Origin of the sequence: Lysinibacillus sp. NPDC059133, from assembly GCF_042755925.1 — a bacterium.
GTDB lineage: Bacteria > Bacillota > Bacilli > Bacillales_A > Planococcaceae > Lysinibacillus.
Genome location: NZ_JBHZDH010000053.1, coordinates 1 through 18,565 on the forward strand (window position 1 = coordinate 1; position 18,565 = coordinate 18,565).

The window sequence follows — 18,565 nt, forward strand, 5'->3', positions numbered from 1 at the left end:
CAACAGCTTGTAATTTTTCTTCTGCACTAAATTTAGCCATAGAAAAACTGCACCTCCAATTGTTAGATTGTGTCTAACAATTGGGGTGCAGTTCACTTGTTAGATGTGGCTTCTCAAATATTTGTAAATTAAATTGTTTCTTCTAGGCTTGTACATTTTGTTTTGTAATTATAGAATCTATAAGTTTCACGGGATAAATAATATAATGACATGATACAATTTTTAGTAATAATTAATCCAAGAACTAATATTACGCCAAAAATAGCGCCCATTGTTGCAGAACTATCATTTCGTCTAGAAAAAACTGATTCCAATACTGCTGTAAATGCAACAACGCTTATACCAGCAGAAGCTGCACCCAACAAAGGTTTTACAGAGTTATATCTAGTTATGAATAGTATGATTACTACTAACAATATTAAAGCAAATAATTCAGCGACAGAGTTATTTACAACGCTTATCAGGAAAAAGGATATTACAGTGACAGCTATTAAAGACCAACCATAAATAACGGAAGCTTTCAATTTTTCTTCTTCGGTTTCAGCTTTAAAAATATGATTTAATACCAATTTAAAAACCATTCTAAAACACCTCCTAAAGTAACGATAATAATAATGAACATAATAAATTATACCTATAAATTTAATTATTTCCATATAAATTTACATATAATAAATGAGACTACTACAATGATAATGGTTCTATGAAAGGAGGCTTTCGTTTATTTTTAGAAACACACGTACAGTGAACTAATGTAAGAATAAAAATAGCCCTCACTTCTTTCAAGTGAAGGCTGCATACGTCATTATTCAGTAGTAATTGCCTGTTTCTTTATCTGTAAATATATCAAGATTTGACAATTGTTTTTGTCACCTCTTTGCCCCTTGTTATACCCCTCTGCGAAATAGCCAAATGAATATCCCAATTTTTTAAAATCACCCTTACAAACCTTGATATACCTAGGAATCAAAAAACATGAACGCTTATATATATCGTGAGCGTTCATGCTTTTACCCTCTTTCATATGTATTCGGAAAGGTTCTTATCGCAAGGTTTTGAGTCATAGTTAATAATGTTTCGATTTCACCTTTTTTCACTTTTAGCTAAGAATAAATGCAAATAATACGGCCGTGTCTTTTTGGAGAATAAGATAACTAATCACAGTTGTCTGTTTTTTTTATGTACTTTTTACTCAATATTACCTAGAATGGTAATATCGAGGGAGGATTTTACATATGAAGAAAAAATTAATTTTTAGTGCAGCATTAGTATTAAGTTTAGGTTTGGCTGGTTGTGGAGAAGACAAAGCTAAGGAAGAGCCACAAAAAGAGAATGATACTAAAACTGAAGAACCACAAAAAGTTCTAGCGAAAACAGTAGATGACGTAATGAAACATTTTAAAGATAATGGTCTAGAACTAGGAGAAGTTTCAGATTTACCAAAAGATGAATTTGGAAACATCCGAAAAGAAGGTAAACGCATTTTAATTCCTTCTCTTGGTGATGATTCAGGTGGTCGATTATTTTTATTCGATAATGAAGAAAGTCTAAAAAAAGCAAAGAGTTATTATGATGAATTAGGAAATTCAGGTCCTATGTTTTATTCTCACACTCATCAAAGTGGCATGTTTTTATTACAAATGAATGGTGATATGGAAGATCATGAATTTGCTAAGTATGCCGCTTCACTTGAAACAGCTGTAAAAGGTTCTACAAACATTGAAATCAAAGAAGAAAGCAAAGCAAATAAAGCAGATAATTTAACAGAAGCAAATGTTGGTGAGGTAGTGAAAAATGATTTTGCAGGTACATATACAATCACTGATCTATTTGAAGCACCAACTGAAAAACATAAAAGTGCTGATGTTGAATTTTCAATCGATGGAATGAAAACAGCTAAACTAGTTGCAGAAAATCCTGAACTAATTGAAACTGCTGCTGAAACAAATGTACTTATCCTATCTATAACAGGAGAAAATTTATCCGACGATACTGTTGATTTCCACCCAAGCACATCTAAAATGATCACTGATACAAAGCGTCAAATTGATTCAAATGTAATGATTTCCCATTTTGAATCTGAATTTATTGGTAAAGTAATTCAAAAAGGTGAGGTTATTTTTGATTTAGGAGAAGAAGGTTTAGAAGGTGTCAAAGAATTAAAATTTGTATTTGATAGTACTTCAAAAGATAACAGATTTGTTGGAGAAAAAGTAACAGTAGTTGTACCAGTAAATAAAAAATAAGTTACTCAAAGGAGGTTAACCCCTCCTGCTCCAAATAATATCACGTATAAAAAAGTGCTTAGACGATTTGGTTATACAAATATTGCTTTATTAATTCCCAGTACAATCATAATAATTAGAATCCATCAACTTTAGATTATGTATTAATTGCGCTGTACGGAATCGCAATCTTAATTCACATCATAAGACTTACTCTATTTATGTTAAAGCGAGGTGAGTAAATGGAATACAAATTTGGATCAACTGAGGAACTTCTAGAATTTTTGAATGAAGAATTGCTATCTGCAGCAGAAGCATCGCATCTGAGGTATTGGAAATATCGAAAGTTAGGCTGGGGAAATTAGTAAAAGACGGAAAGTTACTAGCGAATGCGTTTATTACTTAAATATACACGACGTTGTACTTCAATAAAGACTGGATCATTCGTACCACCACTTGCTTTAGGTAGTGTTGCCTCAATACCATACATAGCTGTTTTAGCCCCAATGTAACTGTTGTTGTCGACATTTGCTACTGGCTGCCTAGCTTTCTCAATCGTTTCAACCATCCAACGATAATTCTCAATCCACTGATGTAAATTCTCTTTTTTAACTGTCGTTTGCCCTTTTAACATAGTTTTGCCCTCCTATGTGTTATAATGCTGTTATCTGACTAGCCTAAATAGAAGGGCATAAACCAATTCTTAGCTGTAGCGTGTGCAAACGCTGCGGCTTTTTTATGTTATAATCTGGTTAAAAAGGAGTTGTTTCTAATGTACGAATATAAGTTTGTAAAAATTGAGTTTAAAAAAATAACAGGCAGACCTACCGAAGATTATCGAGAAGTAATTAAAAATCACGCAAAAGAAGGTTGGAGATTTATTCAAATCTTAACTCCTGATTTCACTTCTGCACCTGGGTTAGGTACTTACCATGAACTAATTTTCGAAAGACCACAAAATACATAAATCTATTTTTCAGGCTATAAACTATACAAACATAGCTACCACGTCATATTAATAGTAATGTAAAGCTAATTTAGCCTTACACCTCCGAATTTTGTTACTAAGGGTCACTCCTATCCCAAGTGACCCTTTTTTATTGTCTTATCTCACAAAAAAATATTTTTTAATACCTGTAGCTGAATGGTTTAACACCCCACTCCTTCTCTACAGCTAACATATTATATATTGTAGAAAGGAGGGATACTTTATGGGATACTATGGAAATGTTGGTGGCATAAATGAAGGTTGCTATTACGGTGGCGGTAATCGTAATGGTTCATCATTTGCCTTAATTGTTGTTCTATTTATACTTCTAATTATTATCGGCGCTACTTTCATGCATAGAGAGTATTAACATTTTTCCGATTTAAGGGTCGCCCTCCCAGCATGGTGACCCTTTAATAGATTCGTTCCTGAAAATGTTCAGCAAATTAATTAATACACAACATGTACATTGCCATCCTCACTGATTTTTACAGGCTGACCATCTACATCATCAAAATATGTCATTCCAAAACCTTCGATATATTCGCAATCACCATAGTTGTATTTGTCCCCATATCGCTTTTTACTAACTTTCGCAACTTAAAGGCTCGTTATATTGTTTGTTCAATCTCCTCTAGTTCCCATTCCGTTAATTCTCGCTTTTTGTCGTGAAATTGCTCTTCTTTCCATTCTCGAATCTTCACTAAATGTTCAGGCAACGTCATCGCTGTCCACTTCATATTTCCACGATCTTTTAACATAACAATCACTCTCCTCTCGCTAATCAGGAACGTACGTTTGTATACGTGTTAGAACCGTCGTTTGGTTTTGGCAAGAAAAAATTATGGGAATAGAAAAAGACCAGCCCGGCTAAATTAGCTTTGCTAGTCTCTTAATATATGCTGTGTTTTCAACTTCTGTTTAATGCATAGTCCAATTTAACCACTTTTTTCTCTCATCTATCCTATTAAGGATTTCTTATAAAGTATACCTCTAATTATCAAATATACGAATAATACATAGTAAAAAAAGCCCAGGTACTTAATAAAAATTCATTCCATACAAGATTCAGAAATACATACATTAATTTTTTAAATTTTGCTATTGCTACTTCCAACTTTTCAACGTGAGTTTGTCTTTCATTATCGGATGATGAATATTGGAATGCATTAACCTCATTTCTTACATTTGAGTTTAACTCTATAAATTCATTTTTATCTACTTGATTATATAATAAAGCACTCTCAGAACCTGAATGATTTTCCATTAAACTTCATTGTTATTGTTAGCCATGTACTCACTCTCCTATCAGGCTATTACTCCACCCATCAAACGCCAGTTTATTTGCATAAATACGCTCTACTGTTGCGATTGGACCATGCCAAAAAATTTCGGGGTTCGATGCCTGCTATTAATACGTAGAGTGTGTAAAGGTCCTCCACATGCTTGATGACTAGCTTTGGTGGTGTTGTTTTTTGGGGGATTTTTTCGTTTGTTTGTGTAAAGCTTGAGAAATTCATTCGATTCACTCAATAATCCAACAATCAAATTGGCATAAAGTTGGATTGTATCTGTTAATGGATAATGGTACATTTCTAAAAATTCATCAAAGGATAATCCAAGATTTTTATTGGCGCCAATTGCAGCTAGATAAATAACAGCAATTAATTTTTGCTCATCAAAAGCATTCAATAACTCAAAGGAAGCTTCTTCATCGGATTGAGTAATAAGTGTTTCAAGTCCCTTTATTTTCAGTAAATCCTCAAATAAACTCGATTCTAATAGGCCTGTATCATAACCTTTTTTCACGGCAGCGTTCGTTAAAAAGGCTGGGTGTACTTTCGAGTTAATAAATCGCTTTTCAAATTCACCGTCAACTTCTACAACTTCTACTTCTTTTAACTCGACCTTTTGAATTTTCATGTGATTCTCCTCCATCTATTCAAAAATAAAAACACCTCCAATTCGGAGGCGTTGGTTTGGAATAAAGTTTGATTAAAAGTAATTCTAAAAACATTTTTTATAGTAAATGAAAAGAAAGCATATTATAAATAAAGATTAATCAACATGCTTTTTTTGGTAATTTAGTATTAAATTTTCATAATAAATTTGACGATTTTTTAGTAGCTCTTATTCAACTAAAGCACCCGTTAATTGAATAACAATTGTATTTTTATAGCTAATTCTTTTGGTTTAACGTCAATAGAAGATAACTGGTTTATATCTACGCACATCGGTAGATATGTTCCAGGTTGTCTTTTCTTATCTGTGTACTCTTCACCTTTCCCTGTGCCGAAATCGCCATCCATTATCTCAGCAAGAAAAAAGTATTGAGTTCCATTAAATTCGATTGTTGCAATGCACTTACCAACTTTAACCGTAACACCTAATTCCTCTAACGCTTCTCTTTTAGCTCCTTCTTCAGGTGTCTCTCCATCTTCTATTCCTCCACCAGGAAACACATAATAAACTGAACCTTCTCGAACCCTCTTAATCAGTCCTACCTTTTTATCTTTAATCAAAACTACTGAACCTCGATTTCGCAAATGTATTCCCCCATTTTATATAAACCTTTATTCCAAATCCTGCATCGTTAGTTGAATAAGAAAAAGATGGGATCTCTGTGGAATCCCATCTTTAAGGAAAGCACCCGTTAGCCATCCATGAAGCGCAAAAATCAGCTCTTCACCACAGAAAATGAAAGATGATTAAGTTCTTTCATGGGAGTTTAAGTACAATTCTTCACAAACTCATATTCCTCCACAAAACTCACCTGCAGCTTAACATGGAAAAGGCGATTTCTTAATTAATTTCTATTTGTATTATTTATTTGAATGTGAGGAAAGACCCCGACAAAAATCAGCTCTTCACCACAGAAAATGAAAGATGATTAAGTTCTTTCATGGGAGTTTAAGTACATAAAATGCTGTGCCCAGGTGTTCGATGCTCCTCGACCTTCATCAGGGAACCTTAATTTTTTCTTCTAAAGAAGTTAAATCATTAAATTCAACTAGTGACCTCATAATTCAACACACCCAGTTACAATTCTGCGTTGATACAAAAATACAACTCTATCAACATGTACCAAATTTCTTCAGCCGAAACTGATAACAACACGTGAATTGTAGTTTATAAGTTGAATTTAATTGCTCACGGACTTTATCAATCGTCATGTGCTTACACTTGCGAGCATTGACACAATCTCTTATCTGATTGTATCGATAGTAAGCGTAACGAATAAAGGCGTTGAGCATGTCTCGCTCATACCAATAACGATACTCCTTTGTAGCTGCAACATTGATAATATCTGTATCATATGTCCATGTGCCATCAGTAAGTTGCATCTCTACCACCTCTCTTCATTTGCATATTTATATTTACGTGTTGATTCCAAACGATCATGTACTTCGTTGTGGCATTTAATGCATAAGCATTGTAAATTATTTAGAGTCAATGACAGATGTGGATGAGTCTTTACTTCTTTTATATGATGAACATTTTCGGCTTTGTGATAGCGACCAGCTGTTTACATAACTGACATTCATAGTTATCACGCTTCAAAGCTTCTTGTCGTAACTGCATCCACTCGTTTGATTTATAGAACTTCATAAGCTCACCATCAAGGATATGCTGTATCAGTTCTTGTTTACGTGCTTCTTTAACCAATCTTACTCACTACCTTCCAATCGTGTTGGTAGTTCATCATCTAAGATACTATTAACTAATTTCTTTACTACACTTGGGCCAATCTCATTCATCTTATTTGGTGTTGTATTACCTACCATATCAATTGACAGTACATCAAGCTTGCTAATAGTTTCTTTTCCACATAGTTCGATAAGTGCTTCAACATCTAAACAATCAGTAACCATTGATATTAATACAATTTTTTCTTCTTTTGTAAGTTCCATTGTTCATCCCTCCACAATTCATAGTTAAATGCATAATAAAAAGCCATACCCGATTAGCTAACATCTATTATTTTTTCTTGATAGTGTATACCTATTTTTAACATATTTATTTTTAAACATTTTTCTAACGCATCCTAAGATAAATATCGCAACCCCTTTTGAAAACTATACATATTATAGATTATAGAAAGGAGGGATATTTTATGGGATACTGCGGAGAATTTCGCGAAGAGTGTCGCGAAGAACGTCGCGAACGAAACCCATTCGCTTTAGTCGTTGTTCTATTCATTCTTCTGATTATTGTCGGAACTAGTTTTATGAATAGATGTTATTAATACCCAATACCACCAATGCCGCATATAATGCTCATAACTAGTGTAAGGTAATACTAATTTAACCTTACACCTCCAAATCATTATTAAGGGTCACTATCCTCCGGGTGATCCTTTTAAATTTTCCTCTTTCAATTTCATGCTCAACCTCTCAAGGCAAAAAAAACCACAACATATAGATGTGGCTTTGCAGTGTTGACGTTTCTGCAAACGTCTATTTAGTTGTTATTGCCTGTTTCTTCTGTGTAGCCAATAGGAGAATTAATTTCTGAATCTGGTGATTCAAAATATATACTTATGCTGGCAAAACATCGTTTTCTAGTGCTTCTATTGCTTTTCAAAGCGGTAAGCTAATGAATAAAACACAAATGAGATTAGAATAATATTTTTTAGAAGTCACTTAAAGGATGCGATATAAATTCGAAATATTATCTTTGTTATTGTAGGTTTCTTTGGTTTATTTTTAACTTTCGCTGCATATGATTACTTTAAATTCGGCAAAGTGAATTTGGTAGCAAACATATCAAAAACCACATTAACTCTTTTCTTTATGTTCTTATCTATATGGGCATCAAAAAACAATAAAAAAATCGACCAAGACAGCAATTAAGCATTTTGGTCATTTGTATATTTTTGATAAAATACTTTAGGTATATTTCCACGTTGTGCAGTAATAAGTTTTATTCCACTGCATCTTTTTTACGCTTTAAAAAGTTGTTCTTGGACAGACAGTATTTTCCGTTCCAGTCCTGGTGCTTCTTCACTCGCTCAATGCCTCAACCAAACTGCTTTAATAGCTTAGCGATATATTGGGCAGCATTTTGTTCTGTAGCAACATATCGAGCTCCACCGCTTTTGCTGTAGCAGATTTCGACTCCAATAGAAATACGGTTACCTTTCTTTAGTGCGTTAGGATCGTTGTTTCCACCACCATCACCACAATGAATTCATGCCTCCCATATTATACACTCCTTTTTCTTGCATAATAAAAGCCCTCCACAATCAAATCTGTGGAAGGCCTGATATTAAAGCATTTTATTTAATTCAAATACAAACTCTTGATAAGTTTTAATATTCCCACTTAAGTGAGATTCTTTTTTAGTAAGCTCTACTACTTCATCCACGGCTATATTAATATTCGTCTTTACGGTTTCAGTTCTTGAGCCAGGAGTAACACGTTGTTTTAATTCATTTAACAGCAAAACTCGTTCTTTGCATTTATCCAAATCAGCTTGTACCTTCAATAATTCTTGTTCCCATTCATCGATAAATTCTTGGTACGCTCTGATTTCTGCAATGATGGTTTCTTGACTACTTTTTACTTCTTGCACAGTAATCCTCTCCTTTCTTCTACAAATTCGACAAAAGGAAAGGTTTCCCTCTAAATTTAGACAATAAATTTAACTATAAATCGTATTGAGATTCAGTAACATATACTGTTGCCCATCTCGATTGCTCTCATAGCAAATAATAAAAGCATTCCACAGATGATTGTTGAATGCATAATGTTTAAAATTTTACTCAGTTATAAATCCCCGTACAACGTCCCTATATACACCGTAAAAAACTAAACTTTCAAGATTGAATTGCTCTACTATATTCCATACTTGTTTACCTAATTCATCACTATATTTCATATCATAGTAAATCGCACGTAGCAAACAGCATTATTTGTTCTACTTTAACATTATCTATACCTTTAGTAAGGAATAAGTAATGACCAATGTAGCTATTGTTATCAACCCTGCCTCACTTCTTCAATTGACTCAATCATCCAGCTGTATTCTTCAATCCACTGCAATACATTTTCTCTCGTTACCTTGTTTTGCCTTTTCAACATAGGTTTGCCTCCTACCGTGTGATATAATGATGTCGTGAACACCATCAAAGGGTATAAACCAATTCGAGCTGTAGCGTGTGACGACGTTGCGGCTTTTTCTTAAAAAGGAATGATACTATGAATCAATTAATCCAATCTATCAGCTACATGCCAAGCTTGTAGGGAGTGCCGTTAAATCCCTTGACCTCCATGCAAGCTTGGGTTTCTCAAGGGAGCTGATATTTATGAAAAATCGTTCAAAAGCCTATATTCGCCATCAGAGAGAGCGAATTATTCGAAAGAAATGGGCCATTTTAAAAGACGTTAAGTTAAGAGAAAGTGACTTCATGCCTGTACGTGGCAGATTGAGCAAAGGTAAAGTTCATTGCTCATGTAGAATGTGTCGATACGAGCAGTTTCACTCGATTCCAAAAACTAAACATAAAGCTAAATTAAAAACTATGGAACAGGAAATAGACGAATATGTCTATTTCCTGTTTCATGTCGCTATTCTTTCGTTTTATACTCAAATTGTTCAGCTTCTCCCTTGCGTAACGTTTTTTATAGTATATATTTAGAAGAAACACTTTCTTTTTGTGGAATTTAATAGATGGAAAGGAAAAGATTAAATGATTGAAATAATTTACGATATTCATTCACTTGAAGGTTCTTGTTATATAGAGGTTCTACCTGATCAATATAAAGGTGAATGTTGGAATACTTCTTCTATTTTCTTGACAGAAGAAAACTTTGGATACATTTTGCCTGCTTTAGAGAAATGCTACAAGAAATTTGATTACTTTTCTTTCAATGAAATAGAAATAGACACATGGAGTCTAATTAATATAGAACTGAAAAGTATGAAACAATTTTTAGATAGTAATCCTAATCCTAGTTCATTAAAAGATGTGATAGGCTTTCCTTACAACTATTCTGAGAGAGAGTTTAGAGAAAACTATGATACAAATAGCAAACAACTTATTTCAATGATTACTGAATTTCAATCTTGGATTGAACAAAAAAGTTCATCAACTAAGTTCATTTCTGTTTTAGGGATATAATCAATGATCTAAATAAGTACTGTAAATCATTTATGGTGCTTTTTATGCAACTAGACCTTTGAAACGCACTGCTCTGAGCAGTGCTATTTTTATTTGTGAGGTGTTGTGTTGTGTTACACCCTTTTCATTTGGTGGTGCTGCTGATTGATGAGCCTTGCTTCTACGCTGTTTAATTTCCTTGCGTACTACGTTCATTTAAGATGTACGAGCATTTGAGATAACGGTTAGCAGATGTTTGCTCCTTGTCAAATACCATTTAAAAGTATGATTTGAAAATTTTTTGATAAATATTGTGCAAAAAAATAAAAAGCCTAGGCTCAAAATTATTGAGTACCTAGGCTTTGCTGTTAGTTACTACGTTGTGCAATGATGATTTTTAGTCCTTCAAAATCGCCGCCTGTCAAAGTGCCTTGGTCAAATTTATCTAGCCATGACTTATCAATCAGCTTTTTATCGACAGATTGTTTGATGTAATCACGTACTGCTGCTTTTGTAGTTTCGTTTGTAAATTGCATAATGACATCATCCTTTTCTGTTTGTAGTTGTTTATCTAAACCATTTTTAATATCTAGCTTGAATTGTTCATCTGTGATTCCCATAGTTTGTAAATACGGAAATGGATCATTATGAGTTGTACCACCTAAAGTATCTGCGACCCAACGATGCGTCTTAATACCATTGCCACTACTATCTAGTACAATAGGTATTCCAGCCTCTTTTGCAAGTTCTCTTAGTAACCAAATGTAAGCGGCATAATCCTTTTTAAATTGCTCTTTGTCATTTGTTCGAGCCAACTCTACTTGTGCATAGCTAAGTGGATTACCTATAGGACCACAGCCATATTGCACACGATTAACTGGCGCGACTTGTACGATCCGTCCACCACCGCCTACCCAGTGTGAAGTAAAGGCAGTCGCTTTATTTTGATTCATAAAAGCTAGTTCATTTTCCAAAGCATCCGGTCCATAATTATTCGAATTGCCAGATTCATGAGCAATAACATATTTAATCGCAGTTAAAGCTACGTTGGGCAATCCTGACATTAAGCGTTTTTCTATAATATAAGTCATTTTCTCATCTCCCCTCTTGTCGTATTTTTGAAAAAATCAATACCTGGATCTATATTTTTATCATCCGTCAATTTAAAACGATTCAGAATTCAATTTATTTCGCTCAATTAATAACCAATAACAATACGCTAATTCCTAACGGTTCTAGCATAAGAAGTGCAACTGGAATTTTATAACCAAGTATGATCAATAATACTAATTTACTAGCGATTCCACTACTACGGAACTTTACCTTTTTATTTAACCTAGTTTTGAGCAAACCTATTGTGAAATCAATTGTATTGGCACCTAAATTTAGCCTAAACTATACATTTAACTTTGAACTATCTGATTTTTTAAACACGTTGTAACCATTCAATCATACTCATATTCCTCATCCTCATTTTATTAATTGCAAAATAAAATCCCTCCACAATTATCTGTGGAAGGCATAAAAAAAACGCTAGCTTTTGCTGCGTTTACTTGTTTTCGTTATGTTGCTTCTCCATTTATACAACACAACCTCTTTTAAATTGCTGATATTTGTTCCTTTTTCTATCAACCCTACCCATGCGATAACTAGCCCACTAGTATCATTGAACCTATTCCATAACACCCCAACCAATAGAGATAATTCTACAATCACATGTTTCAACGCTTCGATTTGTTCTTGCTGTATTTGTGCCTCAGACTTTGGAAACGATCCTGAGATAAGCTAATGAGACGATATCGATACATCAACTTTTGCAACAAATTTTTGATGCAGTTTTAGGCTGAATGACTCCTGGTATTTCAAATGTGAGTACGTTCATGTTTGCTCTCCTTAACTGAAACTTGTAGATGACCCAGATCGATAATTTGTGGATTTAACCAGAGGCTTTTACATCCTTACTTGTTTTCTTATAATCTGTTGACCCAAATCTATCAGTTAACGATTTCATTGTTGTCCTAACGCCTATCATTAGAGTTCTTGTCGAATAAATCATACGAAACAATCATTTTCAAAAAACACATATACAAAACTGATAAATAATCTTAAAATATGAATAATAAAACAACAAGGTGGTGTGTTTAATGAAAAAGAAATTATCAAAATTATTGCTTGTATCATTACTCACTGTTTCAGTAGTAGCTCCTGCATCAGCATCAGCTAGTAACGTAGAGATAACTCCTATGTGTAGTTTTCTTGGAAACCTTTGTAGTTTAATTAAGTAATTTTCTATCGGGATAGGGGTTATTCTCTCCTATCTCTTTTCTATTCCATTTTGAATCGTAGTCACTAATAACCATTGTGCAAATATAAAAAGCCCAGGCTCAAAATTTAATTGAGTTTCTGGGCTAACTAAAAGAATACTATTAATTTTGTTCATAATTTGATTCAACATTGCTAAATCACCATCGCCCATCTCTGCAATATAAATCTATCCAGATAGCTAGTTCTTCACCATTCATTTTGTAAATATTAAATTTCTATTACTGATTTTCTATTGGTATGGTTACATATACTAACTGGCTTAGTAGCATGTCCATGATCATCTGTACACCAAGACTGAGATTGGAATGCAAGGAATATACCAACCCATCTATTCTCTTCCTCAAAATGAATGAGTACACCACCATCTTGCCATATCCCGTCGTCTTTTCTAAAATCTCGACTATTTCCTTGATTCATATGAATATCATGAATGCCTCTGCCTGGAGAAAAACCGAAATATTTATCTTTTACATCTTCATCTTTAAATTTTTCTCCGTAAGCATAAACTGTAGCTTTTTTAGTCATAGCCTCTTGCATATATTGATTCACTTTCTCATTTAAGTCATTGTCTGGTCCATTCTTTGTTGCAGGGAGAGGAATCATTTTTGAGGGATCGAATAAGCCACCGCGAATATAATCTAATGCAATTTCACGATTTTCACTAGTGACCTCTGTAAATCCTTCTTCGTAATTTGGAATAATTGTTATCTGCTTCGAGTTAAAATCTTCACTAACAAAATACAGGACTTCTGAAGGCTTTATCTTAGAGGCAACATTGATCGCAATCCTATAATTCTCTTCGCTTTTGTCCTTCTTTGTTGCGCGAATATGCACTTCGTAATGAGGGGTTTTATCAAATGAATCCACAGGTCTCACGTCAACAACTTTACCTTTTAACACTCCGTACTTGAATAATGGCATAGAATATAACCTCCAATTTAATAGATTTTTTCCTTTCTTAGCTCACTTCGTGTCTGGTTTTAATTTTAATTTTGCCAAAATGAAAAGTTAGTCAAAAAGTGACCTATTAATTAATATTTTCATCTTGCTTGATTAACGTATGGGAGTACCTAGTCTCTTCAGACATTTTGATGGTTATCTTCTTAAAATACTCATTTGTTTTTACGCACTCTATAATACTTATTCTATCATTCCTAAAAATGGAACTTCAATCATTTATTCGCGCCAAATTTCGACGTTCACACCGCCACTTTGTTGATTACATTGTTCTTGAGATTGTTGATGTAGTGACTGACATTTTACTGGTGAGAATATTCCTTTCCAGTTAAGCTTTGCAAGTCGTTTAACAAAAGCAATAATAAACATCTAAGTTTTTGTTGATTTTTCCTGTTTTTTGTTTTATATTTACAATATCCATGTGCTGTTTAACAGGTAACTGTTAGGCAGCTTTTTGTTTAATTCAAGTATCCGCCAGGCTATTATTAATTTGTATATATAATCTGCTGTTCAATCCCTCGTAAGATTAGACAACTTTTTTATTGCCAACACGTAATAATTTTTGGTACACCAATGCTATTTCGATTATCCCACATATCACTTAATATTTTTGATCTCGGCCAACCTCTGGATCCACCACTTATACCAATCATTCACGATAACTTTAACTGTTGCAGGTCACTAATAACCCTTACCTACTTCCATGTCATCAATTTTCTGACTAACATGCTTCTAAACTACGAATCATGTCATATACTTGTTCAATCACTACATCATAATCTTCCTAATCAATATTACTTCCACTGCACCGATAGTTGCTTGATTATTTTCATGAAACCCACCATAGAAAGTCTCCATTTCACACTTCTTGGCAGCCGCTACTCGATCAGTGTTTAGCGATCTAGCATGTAGCCATATTCCTTTTTTTGTCTAGAGACATAATCCAGTTGCATATTTTAGGCTTTCTTCTTTTTATCGCTTTGAATTGTTGTGAATAAAGTGGTTTTCATAGACGTTAATTTGTAAAAGGAGCTGTTATGAATGTCTTCAAAAAAAGTATCTATCGGTCTTACACAATTTACAGACTTTACTTTCAAAGGCGTTACCGGTAAAACCTCAATGGTTAGACAAATAAAATATCAAGATGAATACAATCCTGCTTTTGATTACTGGAAACCTTTACGAGATGGTATTCGAAAATTTCATGAGAAAGAATTTAGTAACGATTACCTGCTTGCTCTTGCTAACAAAGCTTCTCAAGCAAAACAAAAGAATTACTTGGAAGCAGTCAAAGCACATTTAAAATTTATTAAAAATAAAGAAATTGAATGGTTTGACCCAGGCAAGTCCAATTGGTATAGCGACTATTTAACGGTTCGTTCATCGCCTGAACTTGGATTAAAGATTGATGGTGTTCCACACTTAATCAAGTTATATTTTAAAGGGAAGGACGAACGAATTGATAAAAATAAATGCCGCTCCTCTTTGACACTACTAAATCAATCTGATTTCACCATTGAGCATTCTCCTGATATAAAACCGGCCATTTTAAATGTCCAAAAAGGACGATTAATTTCAGATGAACCCTCTACTGAGGATCATCTAATTGCGCTTGAATCTGAAGCAGCACAATTTATGGTCATCTGGAACAAAATTTAATGAAGATCATTTACTTTGGTTAATTTCTGGTACAGTACAAAGAGAAGAGAATATACTATTTTAATAAAAAAAGTTACTAGGGATATCATAAAGGAAGGCTACTCTTTAACGAGTGGCCATTTTTGTAAATTCTTTTCGATTCATATTAATTCATTATATAGAAATAAAAAGCCTCATCCTATTTGATGAAGGCTTAGTTCCCGCGATATATCTATTTTTAAGTTAGTTCACTTTTACACACACAACACATTTAACTAGGCGTGTACATAAAACTTTGAATTGACACAAATACCGAAAATAAAAATAATCCGATTAGAAACCAACCGTAAACTTTCCTCTCCCTCTGAAATTCTTTTATTCCTAAAGTTAACATAAATAATCCTAAGAATAATATCATTAAATAATTCAGCTGGTAATCCTGTGTGATAAGTCCATAAGCCGAGAGTGAGAATGCTATGATTGAAAAAACAATTTGTAAAATTTTCAGCAAAACTTTCCACTCCTCTTTTAATTGCACTTTTATTGAGTTTATTTCATAATGCAAATACCTTTAGTATGTAGTGATTCCAAATAAGAGACATCTCTTCTAAATTAGTATAATGGTAGTGACTAAACAACCCAAACATAAAAAAAGTAGAATAATGCAATAAAAAGGATCATGATGACTATTCTAAATTTTCAGGTTCATCAACGTAAAAAGAAAGAATGTATCCACAGTTTCGACAATATTCTGCTGATATAGGTGAAGGTTTCTTTCTAACATTTTTTTCGGCATACATAAAAACTTGTCCAACAGTTGCTCCCATTACACCTTTTTTAATTTCTTCACTATTGCATTTCGGACATGCATAATTTTCCACCGAAAGTCCCTCCTTCATATTTGTTTACTTTTGGCAATTTGAGATAATTTTATATTTCCAACTCTTTTAGTATTAAGTTTTTCCAAATAAAAGAAGAAGCACCGGGTATAATACGAACAGCTAAACAACCAAAACATTCCAAAAGGAGAATAACACCTCATAACTATTGTAAAACAAATGGGTCTATTTTAGATACAACAATTCTCTGAAATGGAAATACGCTGTAGTTCGCCCCCTATATGTTACAATAGAACTTCGAATTGCAAAAAACATTTTCTGCGTTGTAATGTCTGTAAACGCTGTGGCTTTTTCTATGCTATTATTTACATATAATGTATACAGAGGTGATGTAAATGCCATTTGTAAGAAAAGAAAATACATATATATCATTTGTTTTTTAATAATGTTTTTATTTAAAACGATTTGGAATTATTTCAGAAATGGTAATTGGGCCTTACTTGAAAATTTTTTCTTTGCCTTATTGTTTGTAATCTTTTATGCTTTCGTGACTTGGGCATGGGATAGTAAAAAGTATGAAAAGAAATAGCAAGTGTTTTAAGCCTCCAATGCTATTTAGTTTCTGTATATATCCATCTTTTGACCACCGCAAATCAAACACGCAAAAGGCGATGCTTTTATTCAAGCATCGCCCTCGTAAATAAATCTATTTAGTGTCCATTACTGCATAGTAATTATTTTCACTATCCGCAAAATTAAATACTCTACCTGAAGGCATATTTACAATTTCTCCGACAGTAACATTCTTGTTTAATAAGTCATTATATAATTGATCGAAATCTTTTGAGGAAAACATTAAAGAAGGTGCACCAAGATTTAACTCAGGTGACATTTTCGCAATTAATTCTTTATTATGAAGAATAATACTTGTCTCAGCGTCTTTAGTTGGAGCGATCTCAATCCATCTCATTCCTTGACCGTTATCTTCCTCTGAAATTACACTAAATCCAACTTTCTCTGTCCAAAACTCTTTTGCTTCATCTTGGTTATTAACGTACAACATAATTTGACCGATTTTACTAATCATTAATTTTTACACTCCTTAAAAAAGTAATTACTAGCTCATTAAATTTTACTTACCTTTACGATTACTTCAGCGACTCCACAAACTCACTCAAACGGTCCCATGTCTCTGTGATGCCTTGTAGCATGCCCATATCCATTACGGTCTTAAGTGCCTCTGCAGACACATATTCTGCACGGTTTATCACCTTAGTCTTCCCACCCAAATCGATGAATTCCAATGTCATCTCAGTCGACGGCATAGAGTCATTCAAATTGCCTTCAGCATCCGAAAAGTAATCGGTATAGCTGATTTTCTCAGGCTCTATAATCTCCTTATAAATCCCTTTCCCCCATGCTTCCATACCAAAAAAGTCACCTAGGTTTTCATCAACGCACTTCATACAGTAGTGCCAAACGCCTCCCGGACGAAAATCAACGGTGCAGACTGGAATTTCCCATCCTCTCGGCCCCCACCAACGTTTCAGATGCTCTGGCTCTTTAAACATCTTGAATAATAAATCTCGTGGTGCATCGAAAACGCGCTCCAGTATAAGTTCGCGATCGTTTTCTACTCTTGATACCATTGGATTGTTTGACATTGTATTTCCTCCTTGATGATGAAATGGTTTTATGATTTTTCTTTTTTCTGCAATTCCTTCAAATACTCATCTAAATCATCAAATCTTTCTTGCATTACACTCTGGAAGGACTGTATCCAAGAATCCAGTGCTTGGAATGGCTCGGGCCGGAGCTTGTAGATTCGACGATTTGCTTCAGCCTGCACTTCCACAATCCCATTGTCGCTCAGTACTTTTAGATGCTTTGAAGTTTGGGGCTGCCTCAATCCCAGTTGGTCGGCAATCTCACCCACGGTTAGAGGACCCTGGCGTAGGAGTTCGACGATATTCATACGATTTGGTTCAGACAAAGCGCTCAACGTCGTTATGTTTACGCCTGGATTTTTCCCTGACATGTCACTCACCTCGTAAAATGATGGTGCCGGTAAAAAACTTCTACAACAGCACAGGTATTATTATTCCTGATACCCAAAATATACTCCAATAAGAATATTCTTGTCAAGGAATATTCATGACATAGATCGGTCATAATCATTAAAGATAAAATGTAGATGTATTAATTTTTTCATAAAACTTTCTAATTTGTTAAGATGAAACTAAATTACGCCAAAGGTGGGATTCAAATGAAACTTCTTGATGTAATGACTGTAATTATTTTAGGTTTTTTTACAGGGGTTTTACTTAGTGATGGTGGAATAAAACTTCATGAAAGTGGCATCCATATTTTATTAGGTTGCATTTTTTGGATGTTAACTTTCATCTTTTTGCGTATGCCTTCTTCAAAACCTTCCAGAGAATATAAAGAGAAATAGTATTCTTCTTTCTTCTTTTTGACGTAAAAGGCAAAT

Annotated in this window: 25 protein-coding genes and 2 pseudogenes; 10 read left to right on the top strand and 17 right to left on the bottom strand. The window is 33.8% G+C overall.

Annotated elements, in window-relative coordinates; genetic code table 11:
- Positions 1–128: 128 nt before the first annotated feature.
- Positions 129–581 (bottom strand): hypothetical protein, encoded by a 453-nt coding sequence (locus ACFXN8_RS21185; protein ID WP_386847530.1) that lies wholly within the window; start codon positions 579–581, stop codon positions 129–131.
- A gap of 654 nt (positions 582–1,235) precedes the next feature.
- Between ACFXN8_RS21185 and ACFXN8_RS21190 the strand changes: the two genes are divergently transcribed.
- Both ACFXN8_RS21190 and ACFXN8_RS21195 read left to right on the top strand, forming a co-directional pair.
- Positions 1,236–2,246, top strand: coding sequence for an LptM family lipoprotein (locus ACFXN8_RS21190; RefSeq protein WP_376073985.1), 1,011 nt, complete (start codon positions 1,236–1,238; stop codon positions 2,244–2,246).
- A 221-nt stretch (positions 2,247–2,467) separates the two neighbouring features.
- Positions 2,468–2,590: a hypothetical protein gene (locus ACFXN8_RS21195; protein ID WP_376073986.1), complete on the top strand. Its 123-nt coding sequence runs from the start codon at positions 2,468–2,470 to the stop codon at positions 2,588–2,590.
- A 17-nt stretch (positions 2,591–2,607) separates the two neighbouring features.
- Here ACFXN8_RS21195 and ACFXN8_RS21200 read toward each other — a convergent pair whose 3' ends face one another.
- Positions 2,608–2,859 (bottom strand): hypothetical protein, encoded by a 252-nt coding sequence (locus tag ACFXN8_RS21200; protein WP_386847531.1) that lies wholly within the window; start codon positions 2,857–2,859, stop codon positions 2,608–2,610.
- A gap of 138 nt (positions 2,860–2,997) precedes the next feature.
- On the opposite strand from ACFXN8_RS21200, the gene ACFXN8_RS21205 reads away from it, so the two are divergent.
- Positions 2,998–3,192, top strand: a complete 195-nt coding sequence (locus ACFXN8_RS21205) for a DUF4177 domain-containing protein (protein ID WP_376073988.1) — start codon at positions 2,998–3,000, stop codon at positions 3,190–3,192.
- A 244-nt stretch (positions 3,193–3,436) separates the two neighbouring features.
- Positions 3,437–3,583 (top strand): YjcZ family sporulation protein, encoded by a 147-nt coding sequence (locus ACFXN8_RS21210; RefSeq protein ID WP_075807256.1) that lies wholly within the window; start codon positions 3,437–3,439, stop codon positions 3,581–3,583.
- 241 nt (positions 3,584–3,824) lie between these two features.
- On the opposite strand, the gene ACFXN8_RS21215 is transcribed toward ACFXN8_RS21210, so the two are convergent.
- The 6 genes and pseudogenes from ACFXN8_RS21215 to ACFXN8_RS21240 all read right to left on the bottom strand — a co-directional run bounded on the left by ACFXN8_RS21215 (position 3,825) and on the right by ACFXN8_RS21240 (position 7,124).
- A complete protein-coding gene (locus tag ACFXN8_RS21215) occupies positions 3,825–3,974 on the bottom strand; it encodes a YolD-like family protein (RefSeq protein ID WP_386847532.1) in 150 nt (49 codons plus the stop codon).
- Positions 3,975–4,572: 598 nt separating this feature from the next.
- A complete protein-coding gene (locus ACFXN8_RS21220; protein ID WP_386847533.1) occupies positions 4,573–5,136 on the bottom strand; it encodes a hypothetical protein in 564 nt (187 codons plus the stop codon).
- 227 nt (positions 5,137–5,363) lie between these two features.
- Entirely contained in the window at positions 5,364–5,759 is a 396-nt protein-coding gene (locus ACFXN8_RS21225; RefSeq protein ID WP_386847534.1) for an NUDIX hydrolase, read from the bottom strand.
- A gap of 528 nt (positions 5,760–6,287) precedes the next feature.
- Entirely contained in the window at positions 6,288–6,557 is a 270-nt protein-coding gene (locus ACFXN8_RS21230; protein WP_386847535.1) for a hypothetical protein, read from the bottom strand.
- A 2-nt stretch (positions 6,558–6,559) separates the two neighbouring features.
- Positions 6,560–6,822 (bottom strand): annotated as a pseudogene (locus ACFXN8_RS21235) (HNH endonuclease).
- Between the two features lie 59 nt (positions 6,823–6,881).
- Positions 6,882–7,124 (bottom strand): hypothetical protein, encoded by a 243-nt coding sequence (locus ACFXN8_RS21240; protein ID WP_386847536.1) that lies wholly within the window; start codon positions 7,122–7,124, stop codon positions 6,882–6,884.
- Positions 7,125–7,327: 203 nt separating this feature from the next.
- Here ACFXN8_RS21240 and ACFXN8_RS21245 point away from each other — a divergent pair, with 203 nt between their 5' ends.
- Positions 7,328–7,459 (top strand): YjcZ family sporulation protein, encoded by a 132-nt coding sequence (locus ACFXN8_RS21245; RefSeq protein ID WP_376073997.1) that lies wholly within the window; start codon positions 7,328–7,330, stop codon positions 7,457–7,459.
- A gap of 686 nt (positions 7,460–8,145) precedes the next feature.
- Here the strand turns inward: ACFXN8_RS21245 and ACFXN8_RS21250 are convergent.
- Positions 8,146–8,400: pseudogene (locus ACFXN8_RS21250) on the bottom strand (N-acetylmuramoyl-L-alanine amidase); the annotation flags it as partial.
- An 81-nt stretch (positions 8,401–8,481) separates the two neighbouring features.
- Complete coding sequence (locus tag ACFXN8_RS21255) at positions 8,482–8,787, bottom strand: hypothetical protein (RefSeq protein WP_386847537.1); 306 nt, start codon at positions 8,785–8,787, stop codon at positions 8,482–8,484.
- 733 nt (positions 8,788–9,520) lie between these two features.
- Here ACFXN8_RS21255 and ACFXN8_RS21260 point away from each other — a divergent pair.
- Together ACFXN8_RS21260 and ACFXN8_RS21265 are read left to right on the top strand one after the other, a co-directional pair.
- Positions 9,521–9,853: a hypothetical protein gene (locus ACFXN8_RS21260; protein WP_386847538.1), complete on the top strand. Its 333-nt coding sequence runs from the start codon at positions 9,521–9,523 to the stop codon at positions 9,851–9,853.
- A gap of 51 nt (positions 9,854–9,904) precedes the next feature.
- Positions 9,905–10,336 carry a hypothetical protein gene (locus ACFXN8_RS21265; protein WP_386847539.1) on the top strand — a complete coding sequence of 144 codons (432 nt, stop codon included), beginning with the start codon at positions 9,905–9,907 and terminating at the stop codon, positions 10,334–10,336.
- A 347-nt stretch (positions 10,337–10,683) separates the two neighbouring features.
- On the opposite strand, the gene ACFXN8_RS21270 is transcribed toward ACFXN8_RS21265, so the two are convergent.
- Positions 10,684–11,406, bottom strand: a complete 723-nt coding sequence (locus tag ACFXN8_RS21270) for a peptidoglycan recognition protein family protein (protein WP_386847540.1) — start codon at positions 11,404–11,406, stop codon at positions 10,684–10,686.
- A 1,053-nt stretch (positions 11,407–12,459) separates the two neighbouring features.
- On the opposite strand from ACFXN8_RS21270, the gene ACFXN8_RS21275 reads away from it, so the two are divergent.
- Positions 12,460–12,600, top strand: a complete 141-nt coding sequence (locus ACFXN8_RS21275; protein ID WP_376074002.1) for a hypothetical protein — start codon at positions 12,460–12,462, stop codon at positions 12,598–12,600.
- Positions 12,601–12,847: 247 nt separating this feature from the next.
- Here the strand turns inward: ACFXN8_RS21275 and ACFXN8_RS21280 are convergent, their stop codons facing one another.
- Positions 12,848–13,561 (bottom strand): DUF2278 family protein, encoded by a 714-nt coding sequence (locus ACFXN8_RS21280; RefSeq protein WP_386847541.1) that lies wholly within the window; start codon positions 13,559–13,561, stop codon positions 12,848–12,850.
- A 1,077-nt stretch (positions 13,562–14,638) separates the two neighbouring features.
- On the opposite strand from ACFXN8_RS21280, the gene ACFXN8_RS21285 reads away from it, so the two are divergent.
- Positions 14,639–15,256: a hypothetical protein gene (locus ACFXN8_RS21285; protein WP_386847542.1), complete on the top strand. Its 618-nt coding sequence runs from the start codon at positions 14,639–14,641 to the stop codon at positions 15,254–15,256.
- Positions 15,257–15,506: 250 nt separating this feature from the next.
- Here the strand turns inward: ACFXN8_RS21285 and ACFXN8_RS21290 are convergent, their stop codons facing one another.
- The 5 genes from ACFXN8_RS21290 to ACFXN8_RS21310 form a co-directional block, all read right to left on the bottom strand.
- The gene (locus tag ACFXN8_RS21290) at positions 15,507–15,653 is read right to left on the bottom strand and encodes a DUF3953 domain-containing protein (protein ID WP_386847565.1); all 147 of its coding nucleotides are present in this window, start codon (positions 15,651–15,653) and stop codon (positions 15,507–15,509) included.
- A 268-nt stretch (positions 15,654–15,921) separates the two neighbouring features.
- Positions 15,922–16,116 (bottom strand): acetyltransferase, encoded by a 195-nt coding sequence (locus tag ACFXN8_RS21295; RefSeq protein WP_386847543.1) that lies wholly within the window; start codon positions 16,114–16,116, stop codon positions 15,922–15,924.
- A 664-nt stretch (positions 16,117–16,780) separates the two neighbouring features.
- The gene (locus ACFXN8_RS21300) at positions 16,781–17,161 is read right to left on the bottom strand and encodes a VOC family protein (protein WP_376074007.1); all 381 of its coding nucleotides are present in this window, start codon (positions 17,159–17,161) and stop codon (positions 16,781–16,783) included.
- Positions 17,162–17,222: 61 nt separating this feature from the next.
- The gene (locus tag ACFXN8_RS21305) at positions 17,223–17,738 is read right to left on the bottom strand and encodes an SRPBCC family protein (protein WP_386847544.1); all 516 of its coding nucleotides are present in this window, start codon (positions 17,736–17,738) and stop codon (positions 17,223–17,225) included.
- Positions 17,739–17,767: 29 nt separating this feature from the next.
- The gene (locus tag ACFXN8_RS21310) at positions 17,768–18,112 is read right to left on the bottom strand and encodes an ArsR/SmtB family transcription factor (protein ID WP_376074009.1); all 345 of its coding nucleotides are present in this window, start codon (positions 18,110–18,112) and stop codon (positions 17,768–17,770) included.
- A gap of 228 nt (positions 18,113–18,340) precedes the next feature.
- Here ACFXN8_RS21310 and ACFXN8_RS21315 point away from each other — a divergent pair, with 228 nt between their 5' ends.
- Positions 18,341–18,529, top strand: a complete 189-nt coding sequence (locus tag ACFXN8_RS21315) for a hypothetical protein (RefSeq protein WP_376074010.1) — start codon at positions 18,341–18,343, stop codon at positions 18,527–18,529.
- The last annotated feature ends 36 nt before the right edge of the window (positions 18,530–18,565 follow it).

Excerpts from the sequence above, each read along its gene's own strand:
- ACFXN8_RS21185 (WP_386847530.1), bottom strand. The coding sequence starts at position 581 with ATGGTTTTTAAATTGGTATTAAATCATATTTTTAAAGCTGAAACCGAA.
- ACFXN8_RS21190 (WP_376073985.1), top strand. The coding sequence starts at position 1,236 with ATGAAGAAAAAATTAATTTTTAGTGCAGCATTAGTATTAAGTTTAGGT.
- ACFXN8_RS21195 (WP_376073986.1), top strand. The coding sequence starts at position 2,468 with ATGGAATACAAATTTGGATCAACTGAGGAACTTCTAGAATTTTTGAAT.
- ACFXN8_RS21200 (WP_386847531.1), bottom strand. The coding sequence starts at position 2,859 with ATGTTAAAAGGGCAAACGACAGTTAAAAAAGAGAATTTACATCAGTGG.
- ACFXN8_RS21205 (WP_376073988.1), top strand. The coding sequence starts at position 2,998 with ATGTACGAATATAAGTTTGTAAAAATTGAGTTTAAAAAAATAACAGGC.
- ACFXN8_RS21210 (WP_075807256.1), top strand. The coding sequence starts at position 3,437 with ATGGGATACTATGGAAATGTTGGTGGCATAAATGAAGGTTGCTATTAC.
- ACFXN8_RS21215 (WP_386847532.1), bottom strand. The coding sequence starts at position 3,974 with ATGTTAAAAGATCGTGGAAATATGAAGTGGACAGCGATGACGTTGCCT.
- ACFXN8_RS21220 (WP_386847533.1), bottom strand. The coding sequence starts at position 5,136 with ATGAAAATTCAAAAGGTCGAGTTAAAAGAAGTAGAAGTTGTAGAAGTT.
- ACFXN8_RS21230 (WP_386847535.1), bottom strand. The coding sequence starts at position 6,557 with ATGCAACTTACTGATGGCACATGGACATATGATACAGATATTATCAAT.
- ACFXN8_RS21240 (WP_386847536.1), bottom strand. The coding sequence starts at position 7,124 with ATGGAACTTACAAAAGAAGAAAAAATTGTATTAATATCAATGGTTACT.
- ACFXN8_RS21245 (WP_376073997.1), top strand. The coding sequence starts at position 7,328 with ATGGGATACTGCGGAGAATTTCGCGAAGAGTGTCGCGAAGAACGTCGC.
- ACFXN8_RS21260 (WP_386847538.1), top strand. The coding sequence starts at position 9,521 with ATGAAAAATCGTTCAAAAGCCTATATTCGCCATCAGAGAGAGCGAATT.
- ACFXN8_RS21265 (WP_386847539.1), top strand. The coding sequence starts at position 9,905 with ATGATTGAAATAATTTACGATATTCATTCACTTGAAGGTTCTTGTTAT.
- ACFXN8_RS21270 (WP_386847540.1), bottom strand. The coding sequence starts at position 11,406 with ATGACTTATATTATAGAAAAACGCTTAATGTCAGGATTGCCCAACGTA.
- ACFXN8_RS21275 (WP_376074002.1), top strand. The coding sequence starts at position 12,460 with ATGAAAAAGAAATTATCAAAATTATTGCTTGTATCATTACTCACTGTT.
- ACFXN8_RS21280 (WP_386847541.1), bottom strand. The coding sequence starts at position 13,561 with ATGCCATTATTCAAGTACGGAGTGTTAAAAGGTAAAGTTGTTGACGTG.
- ACFXN8_RS21285 (WP_386847542.1), top strand. The coding sequence starts at position 14,639 with ATGTCTTCAAAAAAAGTATCTATCGGTCTTACACAATTTACAGACTTT.
- ACFXN8_RS21290 (WP_386847565.1), bottom strand. The coding sequence starts at position 15,653 with ATGATATTATTCTTAGGATTATTTATGTTAACTTTAGGAATAAAAGAA.
- ACFXN8_RS21300 (WP_376074007.1), bottom strand. The coding sequence starts at position 17,161 with ATGATTAGTAAAATCGGTCAAATTATGTTGTACGTTAATAACCAAGAT.
- ACFXN8_RS21305 (WP_386847544.1), bottom strand. The coding sequence starts at position 17,738 with ATGTCAAACAATCCAATGGTATCAAGAGTAGAAAACGATCGCGAACTT.
- ACFXN8_RS21310 (WP_376074009.1), bottom strand. The coding sequence starts at position 18,112 with ATGTCAGGGAAAAATCCAGGCGTAAACATAACGACGTTGAGCGCTTTG.
- ACFXN8_RS21315 (WP_376074010.1), top strand. The coding sequence starts at position 18,341 with ATGAAACTTCTTGATGTAATGACTGTAATTATTTTAGGTTTTTTTACA.